Source organism: Actinomadura madurae, assembly GCF_047130825.1.
In the GTDB taxonomy this organism is placed as follows: Bacteria; Actinomycetota; Actinomycetes; order Streptosporangiales; family Streptosporangiaceae; genus Spirillospora; species Spirillospora madurae.
Window position 1 is genome coordinate 1011778 of the sequence record NZ_CP083237.1, and the last position, 15561, is coordinate 1027338.

Genomic DNA, 15561 nt, shown 5'->3' on the forward strand with positions numbered 1-15561 from the left:
TCGGTCAGGCCTTCGCGGGGGCCTGGTCCCCGTCCCCGGGCACCGCGTCCGACGCGGCGGCCCGGCGCTTCTCGGCGCGGCCGAGGAGCAGCAGGGTGGCGACCATCGCGGCCAGCGCGACGGCGGGCACGAGCCAGACCGAGTTCTCCCCGACGACGGGGTCGACGGCCTTCAGCAGCCACGCGATCGCGTACCAGTCGGGGTCGGCGAGGGTGGCCAGCTCGGGCGCGGTCCGCTCGTACAGGTCCCAGGTGACGGCCTGCCCGACCGCGAGGATCAGCCCGGTGATCACACCGCCGAGCACCGCGCCGCGCCAGCCGGCCACCACGTTGCCGAACAGCGCCGCCGCGCCGCCCACGAAGAACAGCATGATCATGGGCGGGGCCAGGGTGAACCAGCCCGCGGCGGCGAACACGCCGAGGCACGCCAGGAACACCGCCGTGGACGCCACGAAGCCGACCATGACGGCGGTCGGCGCGACGGGGAACACGGTCGGCGCGTCCAGCGCGGGACGGGTGCCGGGGATGACGCGGTCGCTGAAGCCCTTGAACGCCGGGACGATCTCGCCGAGGAACATCCGCACGCCGAACAGCAGGATCGCGATGCCGCCCGCGAACCGCAGGCCGACCAGCAGCGCCCACACCCACGGGGACAGTTTGTCGTCCATCTCCGCGGCGGCCTTGGCCACCACGCCGTCGTCGGCCAGCGCCACCCCGATCAGCATGATCACCGAGATGATCAGCGCGGTGCTGACGTTGACGTCCTTGAAGAACGACAGCTGCCGGGGCAGCCTCAGCTTCTCGGTGTCGTGCCGCTCCCGGCTGCCGAGCGGGCGGGCCGCGTACCCGGTGACCAGGCAGGCGAGCGAGCTGGTGTGCGCGAAGCCGAACCGGTCGTCCGGCATGACGCGGCGCATCAGCGGCCGCATCCACAGCGGCTGGACGGTCCAGTACGCGGCGACGAACCCGGCACCGCACAGCACCAGCGTGAGCTGGTCGGCGCCGGGCGCGATCGTCACCAGCGACGCGACCGTGACGGTGCTGATCCAGAACATCAGGTGCCCGGTCAGGTACAGGTACCTGGCCGCCGGGAAGAGCCGGACCACGAGCACGTGGAGCAGGAACGCGACCGTGATGACGAGCGCGACCGTCCCGCCCTGGTCGGTGAGGAAGTCCGCGAGGGTCTTGTCCGCCTTCGGCGGCGTAGTGCCCATCGCGCTGGCGAGGACGGTCTGGAAGCTCGTCAGCCCTCCGGTGAACACCTCCACGCCGATGAACAGGATGACCACGCCGATGGTGGCGCGCAGGGCTCCGGCGAAGACGTCCTCGAACCGCTTGCGCTGCAGGATCAGCCCGATCAGGGTGATCAGCCCGATGAGGATGGGCACCTGGCCGAAGACGTTGTCGGCCAGGAACGTGAGGATCTCCTTGATGAAGTCCATGGTGATGTCGCCTCACATCTCGGGGGATTGGTCCTGCGCTGTCGCCCCCGTCAGCGCGGATGGACGGTCGTGCGCCCGGGCGCGGTGCCCGGCGCGGGCGGTCAGTGGTTGGGGGGTCGCAGGTCCAGTTCCAGCCGGTACCGGTCGCCGCGGTAGACGGACCGGACGTACTCCAGGGGCCGCCCGCCCTCGTCCCTGGTGACCCGCTCGAACAGGAACGCCGGCGTGTGCACCGGGACGTCCAGCTCGGCGGCCTCCTCGGCGGTGGTGACGGTCGGCTCGATCGTCTCGGTGCCCGAGGCGATCACGACGCCGTGGCCGCGCAGCAGCTCGTAGAACGACCGCCCCTCCAGGTCGTGCCGGCGCAGGCCCGGGATCAGCGCCCGCGGCAGGTAGAGGGTCTCGATGGCCATGGTGGCGCCGTCCGCGAGCCGGAGCCGCCGAATGGTAAATACCTCTTCGGCCGGTGACAGGGCCAGCCGCCTGCCGATCCGCGCCCCCGCCGGCTCGGTGCGGAACGACAGCACCCGGCCGCCCGGCTTCATGCCGCGCCGGAGCATGTCCTCGGTGAACGAGGTCATGGTCAGCGACACCGCGATACGGGGCTCGGCCACGTAGGTGCCGCTCCCGTGCCGCCGGTCGAGCAGGCCGTCGGCGACGAGCCCGTCGATGGCCTGGCGCAGCGTCGGCCGGGACACCCCGAGCTCCTCCGCCAGCCGGCGCTCGGACGGCAGCGCGTCCCCGACGTCGAGCCCGTCCATCATCACGAGCAGTTCGCGGCGCACCGCCTGCCGTTTCGTGCTCATGGAGCGGGACTCGCCAGCGGATGGCACGCACGTCACCTCCTTCGGCGCTGTTCCTGTCGCCGCACACGGTATGTCCCATTGTGGCGACTGGTCAATACCACTTTTGGCGATGTTCGCCGTGGTCACGGCCGCCGGGCCCGCTCTACCGTCACGGAAGATCGTCCTGCGCGTCGATCGTGACCGTTCGAGGCCGCGCCCCGGGTGCGCGGCGAGGAAAGGCGGCGAGATGAGGAAGTTCGTGCGCGGTGCCGTGGCGCTGGCGCTGCCGGCGCTCATGCCGGCGGCGCTGGCCGCGGCCCCGGCGAGCGCGGAGCCGGCCCCGCCCGGTTCCCGCGACGGATGGCGGCTGGTGTCGGCCGAGCCGTTCGACCGGCGCCTGGACGACGCCGGATTCCCGTGGAAGCCGGACGGCGACGGCCCGTCCAGCCCCTACAACGTCGACATCTACGACAACGACGGCGCCTTCTTCGACACGGTGGGCGGCCCGGCGTTCCGCACGCAGCTCGCCACGATGAAGACCTACCGCAAGTCCTTCTCGTTCGGGAAGCACGGCTGGCTCACCGCCGAGCTGGCCGCCCGCGACACCGACGGGGACGGGAGGCCGGACGCGCCCCCGTCGCTGACGTCCCGCGACGGCGTCGCGCGGCTGGACGAGCCGGCCCACCAGGCCGGAGTCGTCATCCGCTCCACCCGCGACCTGCCCGCCGAGTACCGGGTGGAGATGACCCTGCGCGGCCTGGACTTCGGCGGCCAGCGAGGCGGGCTCTGGGACTATCCGGACGGCCGGATCAACGGCTACTCGCCCGAAGGCTGCAAGACCAACTTCCCGTGGGCGTCGGGCGGCGACTTCGCCAGGCCGGAGTGCGAGTGGGCCGACGTGCGCACCGACTCCAACGGCTTCTACTACATGTCGATCATGGACTACCGGCGGGTGGCGCCGCACAACAACGTCTTCATCCACGGCCACCGCAAGGTCGCGATGGACGGCTACAACCGCTACAAGTACACCGGCACCGGCCTGCTGTACTGCAACCCCGCCACCGGGCAGTACGAGCCGTACTCCGCCGGGACGGGCAACGGCGTCAACGCGATCTTCATGACCGACGACCGCCGGTACCCGACGATGCCGGGCACCGAGTACCTGATGGAGAGCGAGTGCGGGTTCAAGAAGGCCGGCGCGATCGTCTCGACCGTCGACCTCCGGCCCGAGCTGCTGCCCCGGGAGCCCTACACGTTCGCGGTCGAGCGGCGTGGCGGCGCCTACACGATGGAGATGTCCGGGGTCTTCGCGCACGTGGGCAAGGCGACCTTCCGGTACACGCGCTCGTTCGTCCAGGACGGCGAGCCGATCTGGCACTACAACCAGCGCCCGGACGAGTACGACGGCCGTTTCAACGCCGACTGGACCTGGACCGGACCGGGCGGCACCCTCGTCGACCGCGACACCTGGCCCGCCGGGTCCGCCTACCCGGACCGGTTCATGATCGGTGACCCGCACATGAACTTCTACGAGGGATCCGCGCAGGTGGACGACATTCGGCTGTACGTTCCGAGGTAGGTGTCGTTGTCGGTGGCGCGGGCTAGGGTCCGTGGGAACACGTGCCCGAGCCGCGCCATGGGGGGCCTCGTGACTCAGCAGACCGCGCCGGGCCGGGCGCCCGAGCCGTCCCTCGCCGATCCCTGCGCCGAGCGGGAGCCGGCGGGGGAGCGGCTGCGCGCCCCGGGGGAGCGCCCGGGGCTGGACGTGTTCCTGTCCGGCCAGGTCTTCATGGACATGATCTTCACCGGGCTGCCGGGGCTGCCGCCGCCGGGCACCGAGATCGTCACCGACGGGCTCGGCTCCGCGCCCGGCGGCGTCGCCAACATCGCGGTCGCGATGAGCCGGCTCGGCCTGCGGGTCGGGCTCGCGGCGCCGTTCGGCGACGACATGTTCGGCGCCTACCTGTGGCGCACGCTCGCCGAGCAGGAGGGCGTCGACCTCGGGCTGTCGCGCCGGGTGCGGGGCTGGTCGACGCCGGTCACGGTGTCGATGGCCTACGACTCCGACCGCAGCATGGTGACGTTCGCCCGGCCGGTCCCGTCCCCGCTGGACGACCTCGGCGCGCCGCCGCCGGCCGCGCGGGCCTGCTTCGTGGACGTCGACCGGCCGGTGCCGGCGTGGGCCGGCCGGATGCGCGAGCGCGGCGCGCTGGTCTTCGGCGACCTCGGCTGGGACCAGACCGGCGCCTGGCCGGCCGAGGTCCTCGACCGGCTCGCGCACGTGGACGCGTTCCTGCCGAACGCCGCCGAGGCGATGTCCTACACCCGCACCCGCACCCCGGCGGACGCGGCCGAGGCGCTCGCCGCGCGGGTGCCGGTCGTCGTGGTCAAATGCGGCGGCGACGGCGCGATCGCCATCGACTCCCGGTCGGGGGAGCGGGCCGAGACGAGCGCGCTGCCGGTCGAGGCCCTCGACCCGACCGGCGCGGGCGACGTGTTCGCCGCCGGGTTCGTGTTCGCCACCCTCGCCGGACTGCCGCTCGCCGAGCGGCTCCGGTTCGCCAACCTGTGCGCGGGCCTCTCGGTCCGGCACCGCAGCGGGTCGCTGGGCTCACCCTGCTGGGGCGAGATCGCCGCGTTCGGCGAGTCGGGGGAGGTGCCCGAGGCCGTCCTGGCCGAGTACGCGTTCGTCGTCCCGTTCATCCCGGACGCGGCCGACGACTCGCCCGTCCGCGCCGAGCCCACCCTCCGCCCGCAGCACTAGGCGTCCGGCGGCACGCGAAACTGGCCGACGGGGACCGCGCCGGTCCGGTACTCCTGCGGGCTCACGCCGTGTACCCGCTTGAAGGCGGTGCTCAGCGCGAACGCGTTGCCGTAGCCGACCTGGCGCGCCACGGCGTCCAGCGTGGCGTCGCTCTCCCGGAGCAGGTCGGCGGCCTGGGCGAGGCGGACGCCCGTCAGGTACGACATGGGCGGCTCCCCGATCTCCCGGGTGAACCGCTGCGCGAGCGCGGCGCGGGACACGCCGACCCTCGCCGCCAGGTCGGCGACCGTCCACGGGTGCGACAGGTCCTCGTGCAGCAGCCGCAGCGCGGGGCCGACGACGGCGTCGCCGTGGGCGCGGTACCAGCCGGGCGCCTCGGCGTCCGGCCGGGAGAACCAGGCGCGCAGCGTCGCGATGAGCAGCAGGTCGAGCAGCCGGTCGAGCACGACGTCCTGGCCGGGCTCGTCCTTGCCGATCTCCTCCTGCAGCACGCCGACGAGCGGCGACCGCCAGGTGTCGCCGCGGACGACCGCCATCGCCGGCAGCGCGGACAGCAGCCGCCGCGTGACGGCGCCGCGCATCTGGTAGGCGCCGATCAGCATCACCGTCGACCCGTCGGGGTCGTTGCCCCAGGCGCGGACGCCGAGGTCCATCGCCCCCGACAGGCTCGTCCCGTCGGGGGTCGTGCAGCGCTGCCCGGGGTGGATGACGATCTGCGGCTCGGTCGCGGGGTCGTCGCTGACGGTGTAGTGGTCGGGTCCCCGGAAGATGACCATGTCGCCGGGGACGACGCGCTGCGGCTCCCCGTCGTCCGGGAGCAGCCACGCGTCGTCCCTGATCATCGAGAGCAGGCACAGCGGCGCCTCGTCCTGGATCCGGATCGACCAGGGCGGCGCCAGGGCGACGCGCAGCATGAACGCCCCCCGTGCGCGCGGACCGTCGAGGAGGTCGGCCAGAGCGTCCATGGCATCAGCGTAGACGCTCGCGTATGGAGGCGAGCTTCTCAACGATGGTCGTTGGCAACGGCCGGCTGTTGACTCAAGGGCATGACGAACACGACGGAGAACATCATCGAGAGCGGCCTCACCCTGGTCCTCGGCGGGACCGGGAAGACCGGCCGCCGCGTCGTCGAGCGGCTGGAGGCCCGGGACGTCCCGGTCCGGATGGGCTCGCGGTCGGCGTCGCCGGCCTTCGACTGGGAGGACGAGGGGACCTGGGCGCCCGTCCTGCGGGACGTCGAGAAGGTCTACCTGTCCTACTACCCGGACCTGGCCGCCCCCGGAGCGCCCGCGGCCGTCCGCGCGTTCACGGGCGCCGCGGTGGAGGCGGGCGTCCGGCACGTTGTCCTGCTGTCGGGGCGCGGCGAGCCGGAGGCGCAGGAGTGCGAGCGCATCGTCCAGGAGTCCGGCCTCGCGTGGACGGTCGTGCGGTCGAGCTGGTTCGCGCAGAACTTCAGCGAGGACTACCTCCTCGACGCCGTCCTGGCCGGCGAGGTGGCCCTCCCGGCGGGCGACGTGCCCGAGCCCTTCATCGACGCGGGCGACATCGCGGACGTGGCCGCCGAGGCGCTCACCGGCGACGGGCACGCCGGCGAGGTCTACGAGGTGACGGGCCCGCGGGCGCTCACCTTCGCCGAGGCCGCCGCCGAGATCGGCCGCGCCTGCGGCCGGGAGATCGCCTACGTCCGGGTCGGCGCCGAGGACTACGCGGCGGCGCTCGCGGAGCAGGGCCTGCCCGAGGAGCTCATCGGGTTCCTGACCTACCTGTTCACGACCGTCCTGGACGGCCGCAACGCCCGGCCCGCCGACGGCGTCCGGCGCGCCCTCGGCCGCGAGCCGCGGGACTTCGCCGGCTACGCGCGGGAGACCGCCGCCAGCGGCATCTGGAACCCCTGACGCCACCCCCTCCCACGGATTGGAGACAGATCATGAGATCGGCTCTCGCGGGCGTCTCGGTGACGCTCTCCCTCATCATGGCGGCCGGCATGGCCGGGACGTTCTTCGGCTTCTCCACCGGCGTGATGCCGGGCCTGAACGCCGCGAAGCCCGCCTCGGCGATCGACGCGATGCAGGGCATCAACCAGAAGATCCAGAACCCGGTCTTCATCGCGATGTTCATGCTGGTGCCGGTCGTGGCGATCGCGGCGGGGGTGTTCCTGCTGACCTTGGACCAGAAGGCGGCGGCCCTGCTGTTCTTCGTCGCCGCGGGCGTGTACTTCGCGGGCGCGCTGGTCCCGACCTTCGCGGTGAACATCCCGATGAACAACGCCCTGGACGCCGTCACGATCCCCGCCGACACGGCCGAGGCGGCGAAGATCTGGTCGGACCACTCCGGGCGCTGGACGGCCTGGAACACGGCGCGCGCGGTGTTCAGCTGGGCGAGCCTCCTCGCCATGAGCCTGGGGGTGTACCTCTGGGGAAGGAACAACTGAGATCACGCAAGGCGGACGCGGCCCGTGCCCTGGCAAGGAGCACGGGCCGCGTCCGTCACGGCAGCAGCACCCCCCAGTGCAGGCCCCACGGGACGAGCACCGCGCCTGCGGCGATCAGGAGGCCGAGCCGGACCCGCTCGCCCGGCGGGACCGCCGCCGCCCGCCGCCACGCCACCGCGCTGCCGGCCGCCGCCACGACCGCGGCCACGGCGAGCGCCTGCAGGATCAGCCACGGCAGGGGCCGGCCGCCGAGGACGGGCCCCGGGTCGGGCGCGGAGCCGGCCACCAGGTAGAACAGGTAGACGACCGGGCCGAACGCGGCGGCGAGACCGGCGGCGGCCAGCACGCGCGGCCAGCGGCTCACCGGCCGCACCCTCCGCCCGCGCACCCTCCGCACCAGCGCCACCAGCGGGTACGCGGTGAACGCCACGAGGAACAGCACCGCCGCGGCGAGCTGCGCCCACCGCGACTCCCACCACCTCAGCGGCGGCAGATCGACGCTCGCGTGCTCCTGCCGGGGCGGCGTGGCCGCGTCGGCCTCCGGCGCCTTCCCGCCGGTCACGTCCCGCACCCAGGTCGCGACGAGGTCGGCGTAGCCGGGGGCCAGTTCGGCGCCGCGGGTGATCCCGCGGTCCGGCGTCCTGTGCGCGCCGTGGTCGGCGTCGGGGAAGAACCGGAACGTGTAGCGGGTGTTCCCGCCCTGCCGCAGCGCCCGCGCGAACAGCGGCGGGTTCTCCTCGGGCGGGGTCTGCAGGTCGTACTCGCCCCAGATGCCGAGCAGCGGCTGCCGCACGCGCCGCAGGACGCCCTCGGCGTCGAAGTGGGCCTCGGCGAACAGGCCGACGTCGCCGGCGAGGCGCGCGAGGGCGGGCTTGCCGCGGTCCGTCAGCGAGCCGGAGACGCCTTCCCGGCGCAGCGCGGAGGTCTCGTTCCAGTTCTGCTGGCGGATCGGCGTCATGGCGTTGCCGCCCACCACGATCACGAAGGCCGCCTCGGCCGAGCGGGACGCGGCCAGCGGCGCGACCCAGCCGCCCTCGCTGAGCCCCCACAGGCCCACCTTCGCGGGGTCGACGCCGGGCTGCGCGCGCAGCGCCCGCAGCCCTCCGAGCGCGTCGCCGGCGAGCTCGGAGTAGTCGCGGCGGAGCTTGGTGTACCCCTCCGACCTCTTGTCGTAGATCAGCACGGCGAGTCCCCGCCGCGCGAACTCGACGGCCTCGGTGCGCAGGTGCTCGCGCGGCACGCCGGCGCCGGACCCGGTGACGAGGACGACGCCGGGCCGGGGCGGGCCCTTCGCGGCCGGTGCCAGGACCGAGCCGTGCAGGGTCAGCCCGCCGGACCCGGTGAAGCTCACCTCGGTCGAGGTCAGGCCGGGCGGTGCCGGGACAGGGCCGGCCCCCGGCGGCCCGGCCTCCGGCGGCGCGGCCCCGGCGGGCGCCGCGCTCAGGGCGCCGAGCAGGAGCGCCACGAGGAGGGTCATCGCTGTCTTCATGCCGGTGACCCTAGAACTACAGAGAAAGCTCTGCAAAGAGTTCTCTGCAAATATCCGTCTGCGGTACTAGGCTTCTCCCCATGAAGGACGACGAGGAGCCCGTCATCCTGGACGACCCGGGGCGGATGAAGGCGCTGAGCCATCCGCTGCGGCGCCGGATCCTGCACCGGCTGCGGGTCCACGGCCCCGCGACGTCCACGACGATCGGCGAGGCGCTGGGCGCCAACACCGGCACGACCAGCTACCACCTGCGGCAGCTGGAGAAGCACGGGTTCATCGAGGAGATCCCGGAGCGGTCCACCGGCCGGGAGCGCTGGTGGCGCCGGGCCGAGGGCCCGCGGGACGTCCGGATGCCCGACCCCGCCTCGCTGCCGCCCGAGGACCGCCCCGTCCTGGACGAGCTGCTCAGGGCCGGCCACGCCGAGGACATGGAGATGCTGCGCGGGCTGCCCGGCGCCTACGAGCGGGAACGCTCCTGGGCGCTGCTGTCGCGCGGCTTCGCCCACATGACGGAGGAGGGGCTGGCGGAGTTCTTCGAGGCCTACGTGCGGCTGCTGCACGAGCACGCCCACGGCCGCGAGGACGCCCCGCCGGGGGCCCGCCCCGTCCACATCCGCCTGTTCACCCTGCCCGCCGACGGCGGCTGAACGGCGGGAAGGGCGCGGGGAATACGATCTCTGGATGGGCGGCGTCTATGCGATCAGCGATCTGCACGTCGGATTCTCCGAGAACCGCGCGTTCGTCGAGGAGATGCGGCCCGGGTCCGAGGACGACTGGCTGATCGTGGCCGGCGACGTCGCCGAGCGCTTCGCCGAGATCGAGTGGGCGCTCCGCGCGCTCCGCGACCGCTACGCGACGGTGCTGTGGGCGCCCGGCAACCACGAGCTGTGGACCATCAAGGACGACCCGGTCCAGCTGCGCGGCGAGGCCCGCTACCGCGGGCTCGTCGACCTGTGCCGCGACCTCGGGGTGCTGACCCCCGAGGACCCGTACCCCGTCTGGGACGGCGAGGGCGGCCCGGTGACGATCGCGCCGCTGTTCGTCCTCTACGACTACACCTTCCGGCCGGAGGGGACGTCCACCAAGGAAGAGGCGCTCAAGGTCGCCCACGAGTCGGGGGTCGTGTGCACCGACGAGGTCTACCTGCACCCCGATCCGCACCCCACACGGGACGCCTGGTGCGACGCCCGGATCGCCTACACCGAGCGGCGCCTGGCCGAACTGGAGCCGGGGACGCGGACCGTGCTCGTCAACCACTGGCCGCTCGTCCGCGAGCCCACCCGCGTCCTGTGGTACCCCGAGTTCGCCCAGTGGTGCGGCACCGAGCGCACCGCGGACTGGCACGCGAGGTTCGGCGCGGTGTCCGTCGTGTACGGGCACCTGCACATCCCGCGGACGATCTGGACCGGAGCCGTCCCGCACATCGAGGTGTCGGTCGGCTACCCGCGCGAATGGCGCCAATGGGCCGAGGCGCCCCGCGGCCCGCGGCGCATCCTGCCCGACCCGGAGACCGGCCGCCCGTACCCGGACTTCCCGAGCCTCTAGCGCCCCTTGCCCGGCGCCACCCCCGTGGCCGCCAGCGACAGCAGCCGCCCGGCGGCCTCCGGCTCGCGCTCGGTGACCGCCGCGATCGCGCCCGCGAGCCTCAGCACGTCGGTGAAGGGGACGCCGGCGGGCGCGTCGCCGGCCCGCTGCGCGCGGGCGAACAGCGCCCCGCCCGCCTCGTGCATCGCCCGGCGGGACGGCGACGGCTCCGGGCCCTCGCCGCGCAGCGCCACCATCGCCGACGCCGCCATCCCCGGGAACGCGGTGACCTCCGCGATGAACGTCCGCAGCCAGGTCATCAGCGCCTCGCCGGGCGCGGGAGAGGCCATGAGGCCGCGCGCCTCCGCGGCGAGCCGGTCGTAGACGTCGGCGAGCACCGCCTCCAGCAGGTCCTGCCGGGTCGGGAAGTGCCGGTAGAGCGTGCCGATGCCGACGCCGGCGAGCCGGGCGACGCCCTCCAGGGACGCGCCGGCCCCGTCGCGCTGGAACGCCTCGCGCGCCGCGGCGAGCAGCCGGGCGCGGTTGCGGCGCACGTCCGCCCGTACCGGCCGGGCGCGGGCCTTCGGCGTGTCGTCGCTGGTCACCTGAGTCGTCGGTCCTTCCCGGCGGGTAGGGCGGGCCTGCGGCGAGTCGAGGGGATCCGCGGCTTTGGAACGGTCCCTCGATCCTAGCCGCGGCCGTCCCGCGACCTCCCGCCGGGGAGGTGCCGGGGCGCGCGGGGGCCGCGGCGCGCGGCGCCGCGGCCCCCGCGGCGGACGGTCAGGAGCCGCCGGGGGAGATCGGCAGGTAGACGCGCCCGCCGCCGGCCCTGAACTCCTCGGCCTTCTCCCGCATCCCGGCGGTGAGGGCCTCGTCCTCGGCCAGGCCCCGCTCGCCCGCGTACCGCCGGACGTCCCGCGTGATCTTCATCGAGCAGAAGTGCGGGCCGCACATCGAGCAGAAGTGCGCGGTCTTCGCGGGCGCCGCCGGGAGCGTCGCGTCATGGAACGCGCGGGCGGTGTCCGGGTCGAGGGACAGGTTGAACTGGTCCTCCCACCGGAAGTCGAATCTGGCGTCCGACAGCGCGTCGTCCCAGGCCTGCGCGCCCGGATGGCCCTTGGCGAGGTCCGCGGCGTGCGCGGCGATCTTGTAGGCGATCACGCCGGCCTTGACGTCGTCGCGGTCCGGGAGCCCGAGGTGCTCCTTCGGCGTGACGTAGCAGAGCATCGCGGTGCCGTGCCAGCCGATCATCGCGGCGCCGATCGCCGAGGTGATGTGGTCGTAGCCGGGGGCGATGTCGGTGGTCAGCGGCCCGAGCGTGTAGAACGGCGCCCCGTCGCACCACTCCTGCTGCAGGTCGACGTTCTCCTTGATCTTGTGCATCGGGACGTGCCCCGGGCCCTCGTTCATCACCTGGTTGCCGTACTCGGCCGCGATCCTCGTCAGCTCGCCCTGGGTGCGCAGCTCGGCGAACTGCGCCTCGTCGTTGGCGTCGGCGATCGAGCCGGGGCGCAGGCCGTCCCCGAGCGACCAGGTGATGTCGTACGCGGCGAAGATCTCGCACAGCTCGCGGAAGTGCGTGTAGAGGAAGTTCTCCTCGTGGTGCGCCAGGCACCAGGCCGCCATGATCGACCCGCCCCGCGACACGATCCCCGTCTTGCGCCGCGCCGTCAGCGGCACGTACGGGAGCAGCACCCCGGCGTGGACGGTCATGTAGTCCACGCCCTGCTCGGCCTGCTCGATCACCGTGTCGCGGAAGACGTCGTAGGTCAGCTCGGCCGGGTCGCCGCCGACCTTCTCCACCGCCTGGTACAGCGGGACGGTCCCGACCGGCACCGGCGAGTTCCGCAGGATCCACTCGCGGGTGGTGTGGATGTCCTTCCCGGTGGACAGGTCCATGATCGTGTCGGCGCCCCAGCGGGTCGCCCACGTCATCTTCTCGACCTCGTCCTCGATCGAGGACGCGACCGCCGAGTTGCCGATGTTCGCGTTCACCTTCACCAGGAAGTTCCGCCCGATGACCATCGGCTCGATCTCGGGGTGGTTGACGTTGGCCGGCAGCACGGCCCGCCCGGCGGCCAGCTCGTCCCGGACGAACTCCGGCGGCACGCCCTCGCGCAGCGCCGCGAACTCCATCTCCGGCGTGATCTCGCCGCGCCGCGCGTACGCGCGCTGGGTCACCGCGCCGCCGGTCGCGCGGCGCGGCCGGCGCGGCAGGAACCCCTCCCGGACGGGCGCCGACCGGCGCCCGTCGTCCTCGGGACGCGCCGCGCGCCCCTCGTAGGCGGCGGTGTCGCCGCGCTCGGTGATCCACGCCTCCCGCAGCGGCGGCAGGCCCCGGCGGACGTCGGTGTCCTGGCCGGGATCGGTGTACGGCCCGGACGTGTCGTACAGGACGACGGCGTCGCCGCTGGTCAGCGGCACCTCCCGCATCGGCACGCGGATGTCCGGGCGCGAGCCCTGGAGGTACGTCTTGCGGGCAGCTGGAACCACAGGTTCGGTCATGACGACTCGATCTCTCCCTACGCCGGCATTACCCGGTCAGGTTCATGCGGTCAGCGGCCGTCCCAGCCGCTATCTCAGCCCGGTTCGCCGGGCCCCCGCGATCTGTCGTCCACGACGCTAACCCGACGGCCCCCGCTTGCCGCAACCACCGTCCGTGAGGTAGGGGGCCGCGGTCCGGGGGCCGCCGCGGGTCAGAGCTGGCGGGCCATCCGCACCATCATGGGGAGCGCCAGCACGAGGGTCCGGAGCGGGTCCGGGGCGGACGGCGAGCGCTCGAGGTACATGCGGCTGTCGTCGGCGGTGGATCTGGTCCGCAGCGTGGCCGACCTGCGCCCGTCGACGCCGGTCACGGCGTAGCCGTCGCCGGACGGCCGGGTGCTGCCGAGGAGCATGCCGTCGGTGGTGTGGAAGGACGGCTCCTGCCCGCCGCGCAGGATCCCGAGGAGGCGGCCGTCCGCGTCGAGGACGCGCATGGCGCCGCGGCCCAGCAGCCGGGACCGCCGCCTGAACACGAGGAGCGTGCGGGCGTGGGGGTCGCGCAGCACGATCGTCCGGCGCCCTGCGGCGGGGTTCATCGGGAACATGCCCGACCTTCCCCCCGGCCGCTTGGCGAGCCTCCCGCAGGCGACGGCGAGGAGGGCCCCGCCGCGCTCGTCGCGGTACCGCCCCCTGCCGTCCACCAGGACGCGGCGGGCCGAGGACAGCGCGTCCGCGCCTGGCGCCGGCACCTCCTCGCCCTCGTCGTCGACGACGCGCCAGGCGACGCCGAGGGTGCCGGTGGTCGCCTCCCGCACGGCCTCCAGCCATCCGGAAGGGAGCGACCCGCTCCGCAGCAGCGTGACCGTGCGGCCGTCGGTCCCGGCGACGGCCGCCACGTCGGGGGCCGCCTCGGACTCCAGCCAGAGCGTCCAGACCGGGTCGGTGACCGGCCACGTGATCCCGACCGCTCGCAGGGCGCTCACGGGCACGGCGGCCTCCCGTCGCCCGCGGCGGAGGGTCACGCCCTTCTCGCCGATGGTCACGATGAGGCGGGTGCGATGGATCCGGACGGCCCAGAGCACGGCGGCGAGGGCGACGAGCGCGGCGCCGCCGCCGTAGGCGGTGATGACCTGGCGGGCCTTCTCCGGGTCCCAGGCCTCGGCGTTGGAGCGGGTGGACAGCGAGACGGCGAGCCCGGCCGCGAGCGCGGCCAGGAAGATCCGGAACGGCCATCGGTACGCTCTGCGGCCGAGCGTCATGCGGAGGTCGGGCGGGGGGACGGCGGGCGGGGGGACGGACAACTGTCAGCCCTTCGTGACGGGGTGTTGCAGAACTATAGGGCGGGGTGGCGGAACGGGGCGGAGCGCACGAAGAGAGAGATCATTTCCTCCAGGAGCACGGGGTGATGCACGGGGGGCCGGGGGCTCCTGGAGAATGGGCGCGTGGTGACGGTGCCCCGGTCCGGTGTGACGGCGAAGGACGCTCTGCTCGCGACGCTCCTGGCGGGGGTCGCGGCCGCGGTCGCGGTGCTGTGGCCGGGCGTCCGAGGCCTCGACGCGCCCGGGGCGCTGCTGCTGGCCGCGGCGCACCTCCCGCTCGCGGTGATCAGGCGGTGGCCGGCGCCCGGCCTGGTCGCGCTCGTGGCCCTGGCGCTGCCGTACCACCTCGCGCAGTACCAGCACCACGCGCTGGTCCCCGCCGAGGTGATCGCGCTGTTCGCCTACGCCGTGCTCGGGCGCCGGGTGCGGGTCGTCCTCAGCGTCGCCGCGGTCCTGCTCGCGGTGTGCGTGGCCGCCATGGCGATGCGGGCGGGCGGCGGCTCGCTGCACGAGCAGATCGCCGTCATCGAGGCCGTGGTGTCCGTCGTGATCGCCGTCCAGGTGTGGCGGGTGCACCGGGCGCGGCTCGCGACCATCACCGAGCGGGCCGAGCGCGCGGAGCGGACGCGCGAGGAGGAGGCGCGGCGCCGGGTCGCCGAGGAGCGGCTGCGGATCGCCCGCGACCTGCACGACCTCCTGGCGCACAGCATCACCCTGATCGGCGTCCGGGCCGGTGCCGCGGCCCATCTGGTGCGCGCGGACCGGCCGCTCGACCGGCAGGAGCTGGCCGACGCGCTCGCCTCGATCGCCGACACCTGCCGGGACGCCCGGACGGAGCTGCGCGGCACCCTCCAGGTCCTGCGGGGCACCGACGTGCGGGCGCCGGGGACGCTGCCCGGAGCGGACGGCATCGCCGGGCTGGCGCGGGACGCCCGCGCCGGCGGGCTCGAGGTCGACCTCCGGGAGGGGGACGTGGGGACGCTGCCGCCGGAGATCGGCGTCGCGGCGTACCGGATCGTCCAGGAGGCCCTGACCAACGTTGTCAAGCACGCCGCCGCGACCCGCGTGGAGGTGAGCCTGGCCCGGGACGGCGGGGGCCTCGTCGTGCGGGTCGCCGACGACGGGAGGGGCCCGTCCGGCGACACGCCCGGGGGTTTCGGGATCCTCGGGATGATCGAGCGGGCGCGCAGCGTCGGGGGGACGCTGGACGCCGGTCCGGGCCCGGAGGGCGGATTCGCCGTCACCGCCGTGCTCCCGCTCGCCGGCGCCGCCGCGCCCCAGTGACGGGGCGGAGCCTCCGCCGGCGCCGCGAGCGGCCGCCCCG

At 74.1% G+C, this 15561-nt stretch carries 14 protein-coding genes and 1 riboswitch; of the genes, 7 read left to right on the forward strand and 7 right to left on the reverse strand.

Annotated elements, in window-relative coordinates:
• Positions 1 to 4: 4 nt before the first annotated feature.
• Together K8Z49_RS04590 and K8Z49_RS04595 are read right to left on the reverse strand one after the other, a co-directional pair.
• Positions 5 to 1441: a PTS ascorbate transporter subunit IIC gene (locus K8Z49_RS04590; protein WP_412517669.1), complete on the reverse strand. Its 1437-nt coding sequence runs from the start codon at positions 1439 to 1441 to the stop codon at positions 5 to 7.
• A 101-nt stretch (positions 1442 to 1542) separates the two neighbouring features.
• Positions 1543 to 2247: a GntR family transcriptional regulator gene (locus K8Z49_RS04595; RefSeq protein ID WP_021598660.1), complete on the reverse strand. Its 705-nt coding sequence runs from the start codon at positions 2245 to 2247 to the stop codon at positions 1543 to 1545.
• Between the two features lie 226 nt (positions 2248 to 2473).
• On the opposite strand from K8Z49_RS04595, the gene K8Z49_RS04600 reads away from it, so the two are divergent.
• Positions 2474 to 3805 carry a hypothetical protein gene (locus tag K8Z49_RS04600; RefSeq protein ID WP_075021808.1) on the forward strand — a complete coding sequence of 444 codons (1332 nt, stop codon included), beginning with the start codon at positions 2474 to 2476 and terminating at the stop codon, positions 3803 to 3805.
• A gap of 69 nt (positions 3806 to 3874) precedes the next feature.
• Positions 3875 to 4990 (forward strand): carbohydrate kinase family protein, encoded by a 1116-nt coding sequence (locus K8Z49_RS04605; protein ID WP_235206505.1) that lies wholly within the window; start codon positions 3875 to 3877, stop codon positions 4988 to 4990.
• On the opposite strand, the gene K8Z49_RS04610 is transcribed toward K8Z49_RS04605, so the two are convergent.
• Positions 4987 to 5955 carry a cupin domain-containing protein gene (locus K8Z49_RS04610; RefSeq protein WP_412517670.1) on the reverse strand — a complete coding sequence of 323 codons (969 nt, stop codon included), beginning with the start codon at positions 5953 to 5955 and terminating at the stop codon, positions 4987 to 4989. The genes K8Z49_RS04605 and K8Z49_RS04610 overlap by 4 nt on opposite strands.
• A gap of 81 nt (positions 5956 to 6036) precedes the next feature.
• Here K8Z49_RS04610 and K8Z49_RS04615 point away from each other — a divergent pair, with 81 nt between their 5' ends.
• The gene (locus K8Z49_RS04615; RefSeq protein ID WP_111831582.1) at positions 6037 to 6885 is read left to right on the forward strand and encodes an NAD(P)H-binding protein; all 849 of its coding nucleotides are present in this window, start codon (positions 6037 to 6039) and stop codon (positions 6883 to 6885) included.
• A 32-nt stretch (positions 6886 to 6917) separates the two neighbouring features.
• On the forward strand, positions 6918 to 7421 hold the full coding sequence (locus K8Z49_RS04620) for a DUF1772 domain-containing protein (RefSeq protein ID WP_021598655.1): 504 nt from the start codon (positions 6918 to 6920) through the stop codon (positions 7419 to 7421).
• Positions 7422 to 7476: 55 nt separating this feature from the next.
• Here the strand turns inward: K8Z49_RS04620 and K8Z49_RS04625 are convergent, their stop codons facing one another.
• Positions 7477 to 8910 (reverse strand): alpha/beta hydrolase family protein, encoded by a 1434-nt coding sequence (locus K8Z49_RS04625; protein WP_412517671.1) that lies wholly within the window; start codon positions 8908 to 8910, stop codon positions 7477 to 7479.
• An 80-nt stretch (positions 8911 to 8990) separates the two neighbouring features.
• Here K8Z49_RS04625 and K8Z49_RS04630 point away from each other — a divergent pair, with 80 nt between their 5' ends.
• Positions 8991 to 9557, forward strand: coding sequence for a helix-turn-helix domain-containing protein (locus K8Z49_RS04630; RefSeq protein ID WP_181663297.1), 567 nt, complete (start codon positions 8991 to 8993; stop codon positions 9555 to 9557).
• Positions 9558 to 9591: 34 nt separating this feature from the next.
• Positions 9592 to 10455, forward strand: coding sequence for a metallophosphoesterase family protein (locus tag K8Z49_RS04635; RefSeq protein ID WP_021600221.1), 864 nt, complete (start codon positions 9592 to 9594; stop codon positions 10453 to 10455).
• On the opposite strand, the gene K8Z49_RS04640 is transcribed toward K8Z49_RS04635, so the two are convergent.
• The 3 genes from K8Z49_RS04640 to K8Z49_RS04650 all read right to left on the reverse strand — a co-directional run bounded on the left by K8Z49_RS04640 (position 10452) and on the right by K8Z49_RS04650 (position 14219).
• A complete protein-coding gene (locus tag K8Z49_RS04640; protein WP_024936016.1) occupies positions 10452 to 11039 on the reverse strand; it encodes a TetR/AcrR family transcriptional regulator in 588 nt (195 codons plus the stop codon). The genes K8Z49_RS04635 and K8Z49_RS04640 overlap by 4 nt on opposite strands.
• Positions 11040 to 11214: 175 nt before the next feature.
• Positions 11215 to 12939, reverse strand: coding sequence for a phosphomethylpyrimidine synthase ThiC (gene thiC / locus K8Z49_RS04645; RefSeq protein WP_111831585.1), 1725 nt, complete (start codon positions 12937 to 12939; stop codon positions 11215 to 11217).
• A riboswitch (TPP riboswitch) is annotated at positions 12935 to 13048 on the reverse strand. It overlaps the preceding gene by 5 nt.
• An 82-nt stretch (positions 13049 to 13130) precedes the next feature.
• Positions 13131 to 14219 (reverse strand): hypothetical protein, encoded by a 1089-nt coding sequence (locus tag K8Z49_RS04650; protein WP_111831586.1) that lies wholly within the window; start codon positions 14217 to 14219, stop codon positions 13131 to 13133.
• 141 nt (positions 14220 to 14360) lie between these two features.
• On the opposite strand from K8Z49_RS04650, the gene K8Z49_RS04655 reads away from it, so the two are divergent.
• Positions 14361 to 15521, forward strand: a complete 1161-nt coding sequence (locus K8Z49_RS04655) for a sensor histidine kinase (RefSeq protein ID WP_218163699.1) — start codon at positions 14361 to 14363, stop codon at positions 15519 to 15521.
• Positions 15522 to 15561 lie beyond the last annotated feature (40 nt).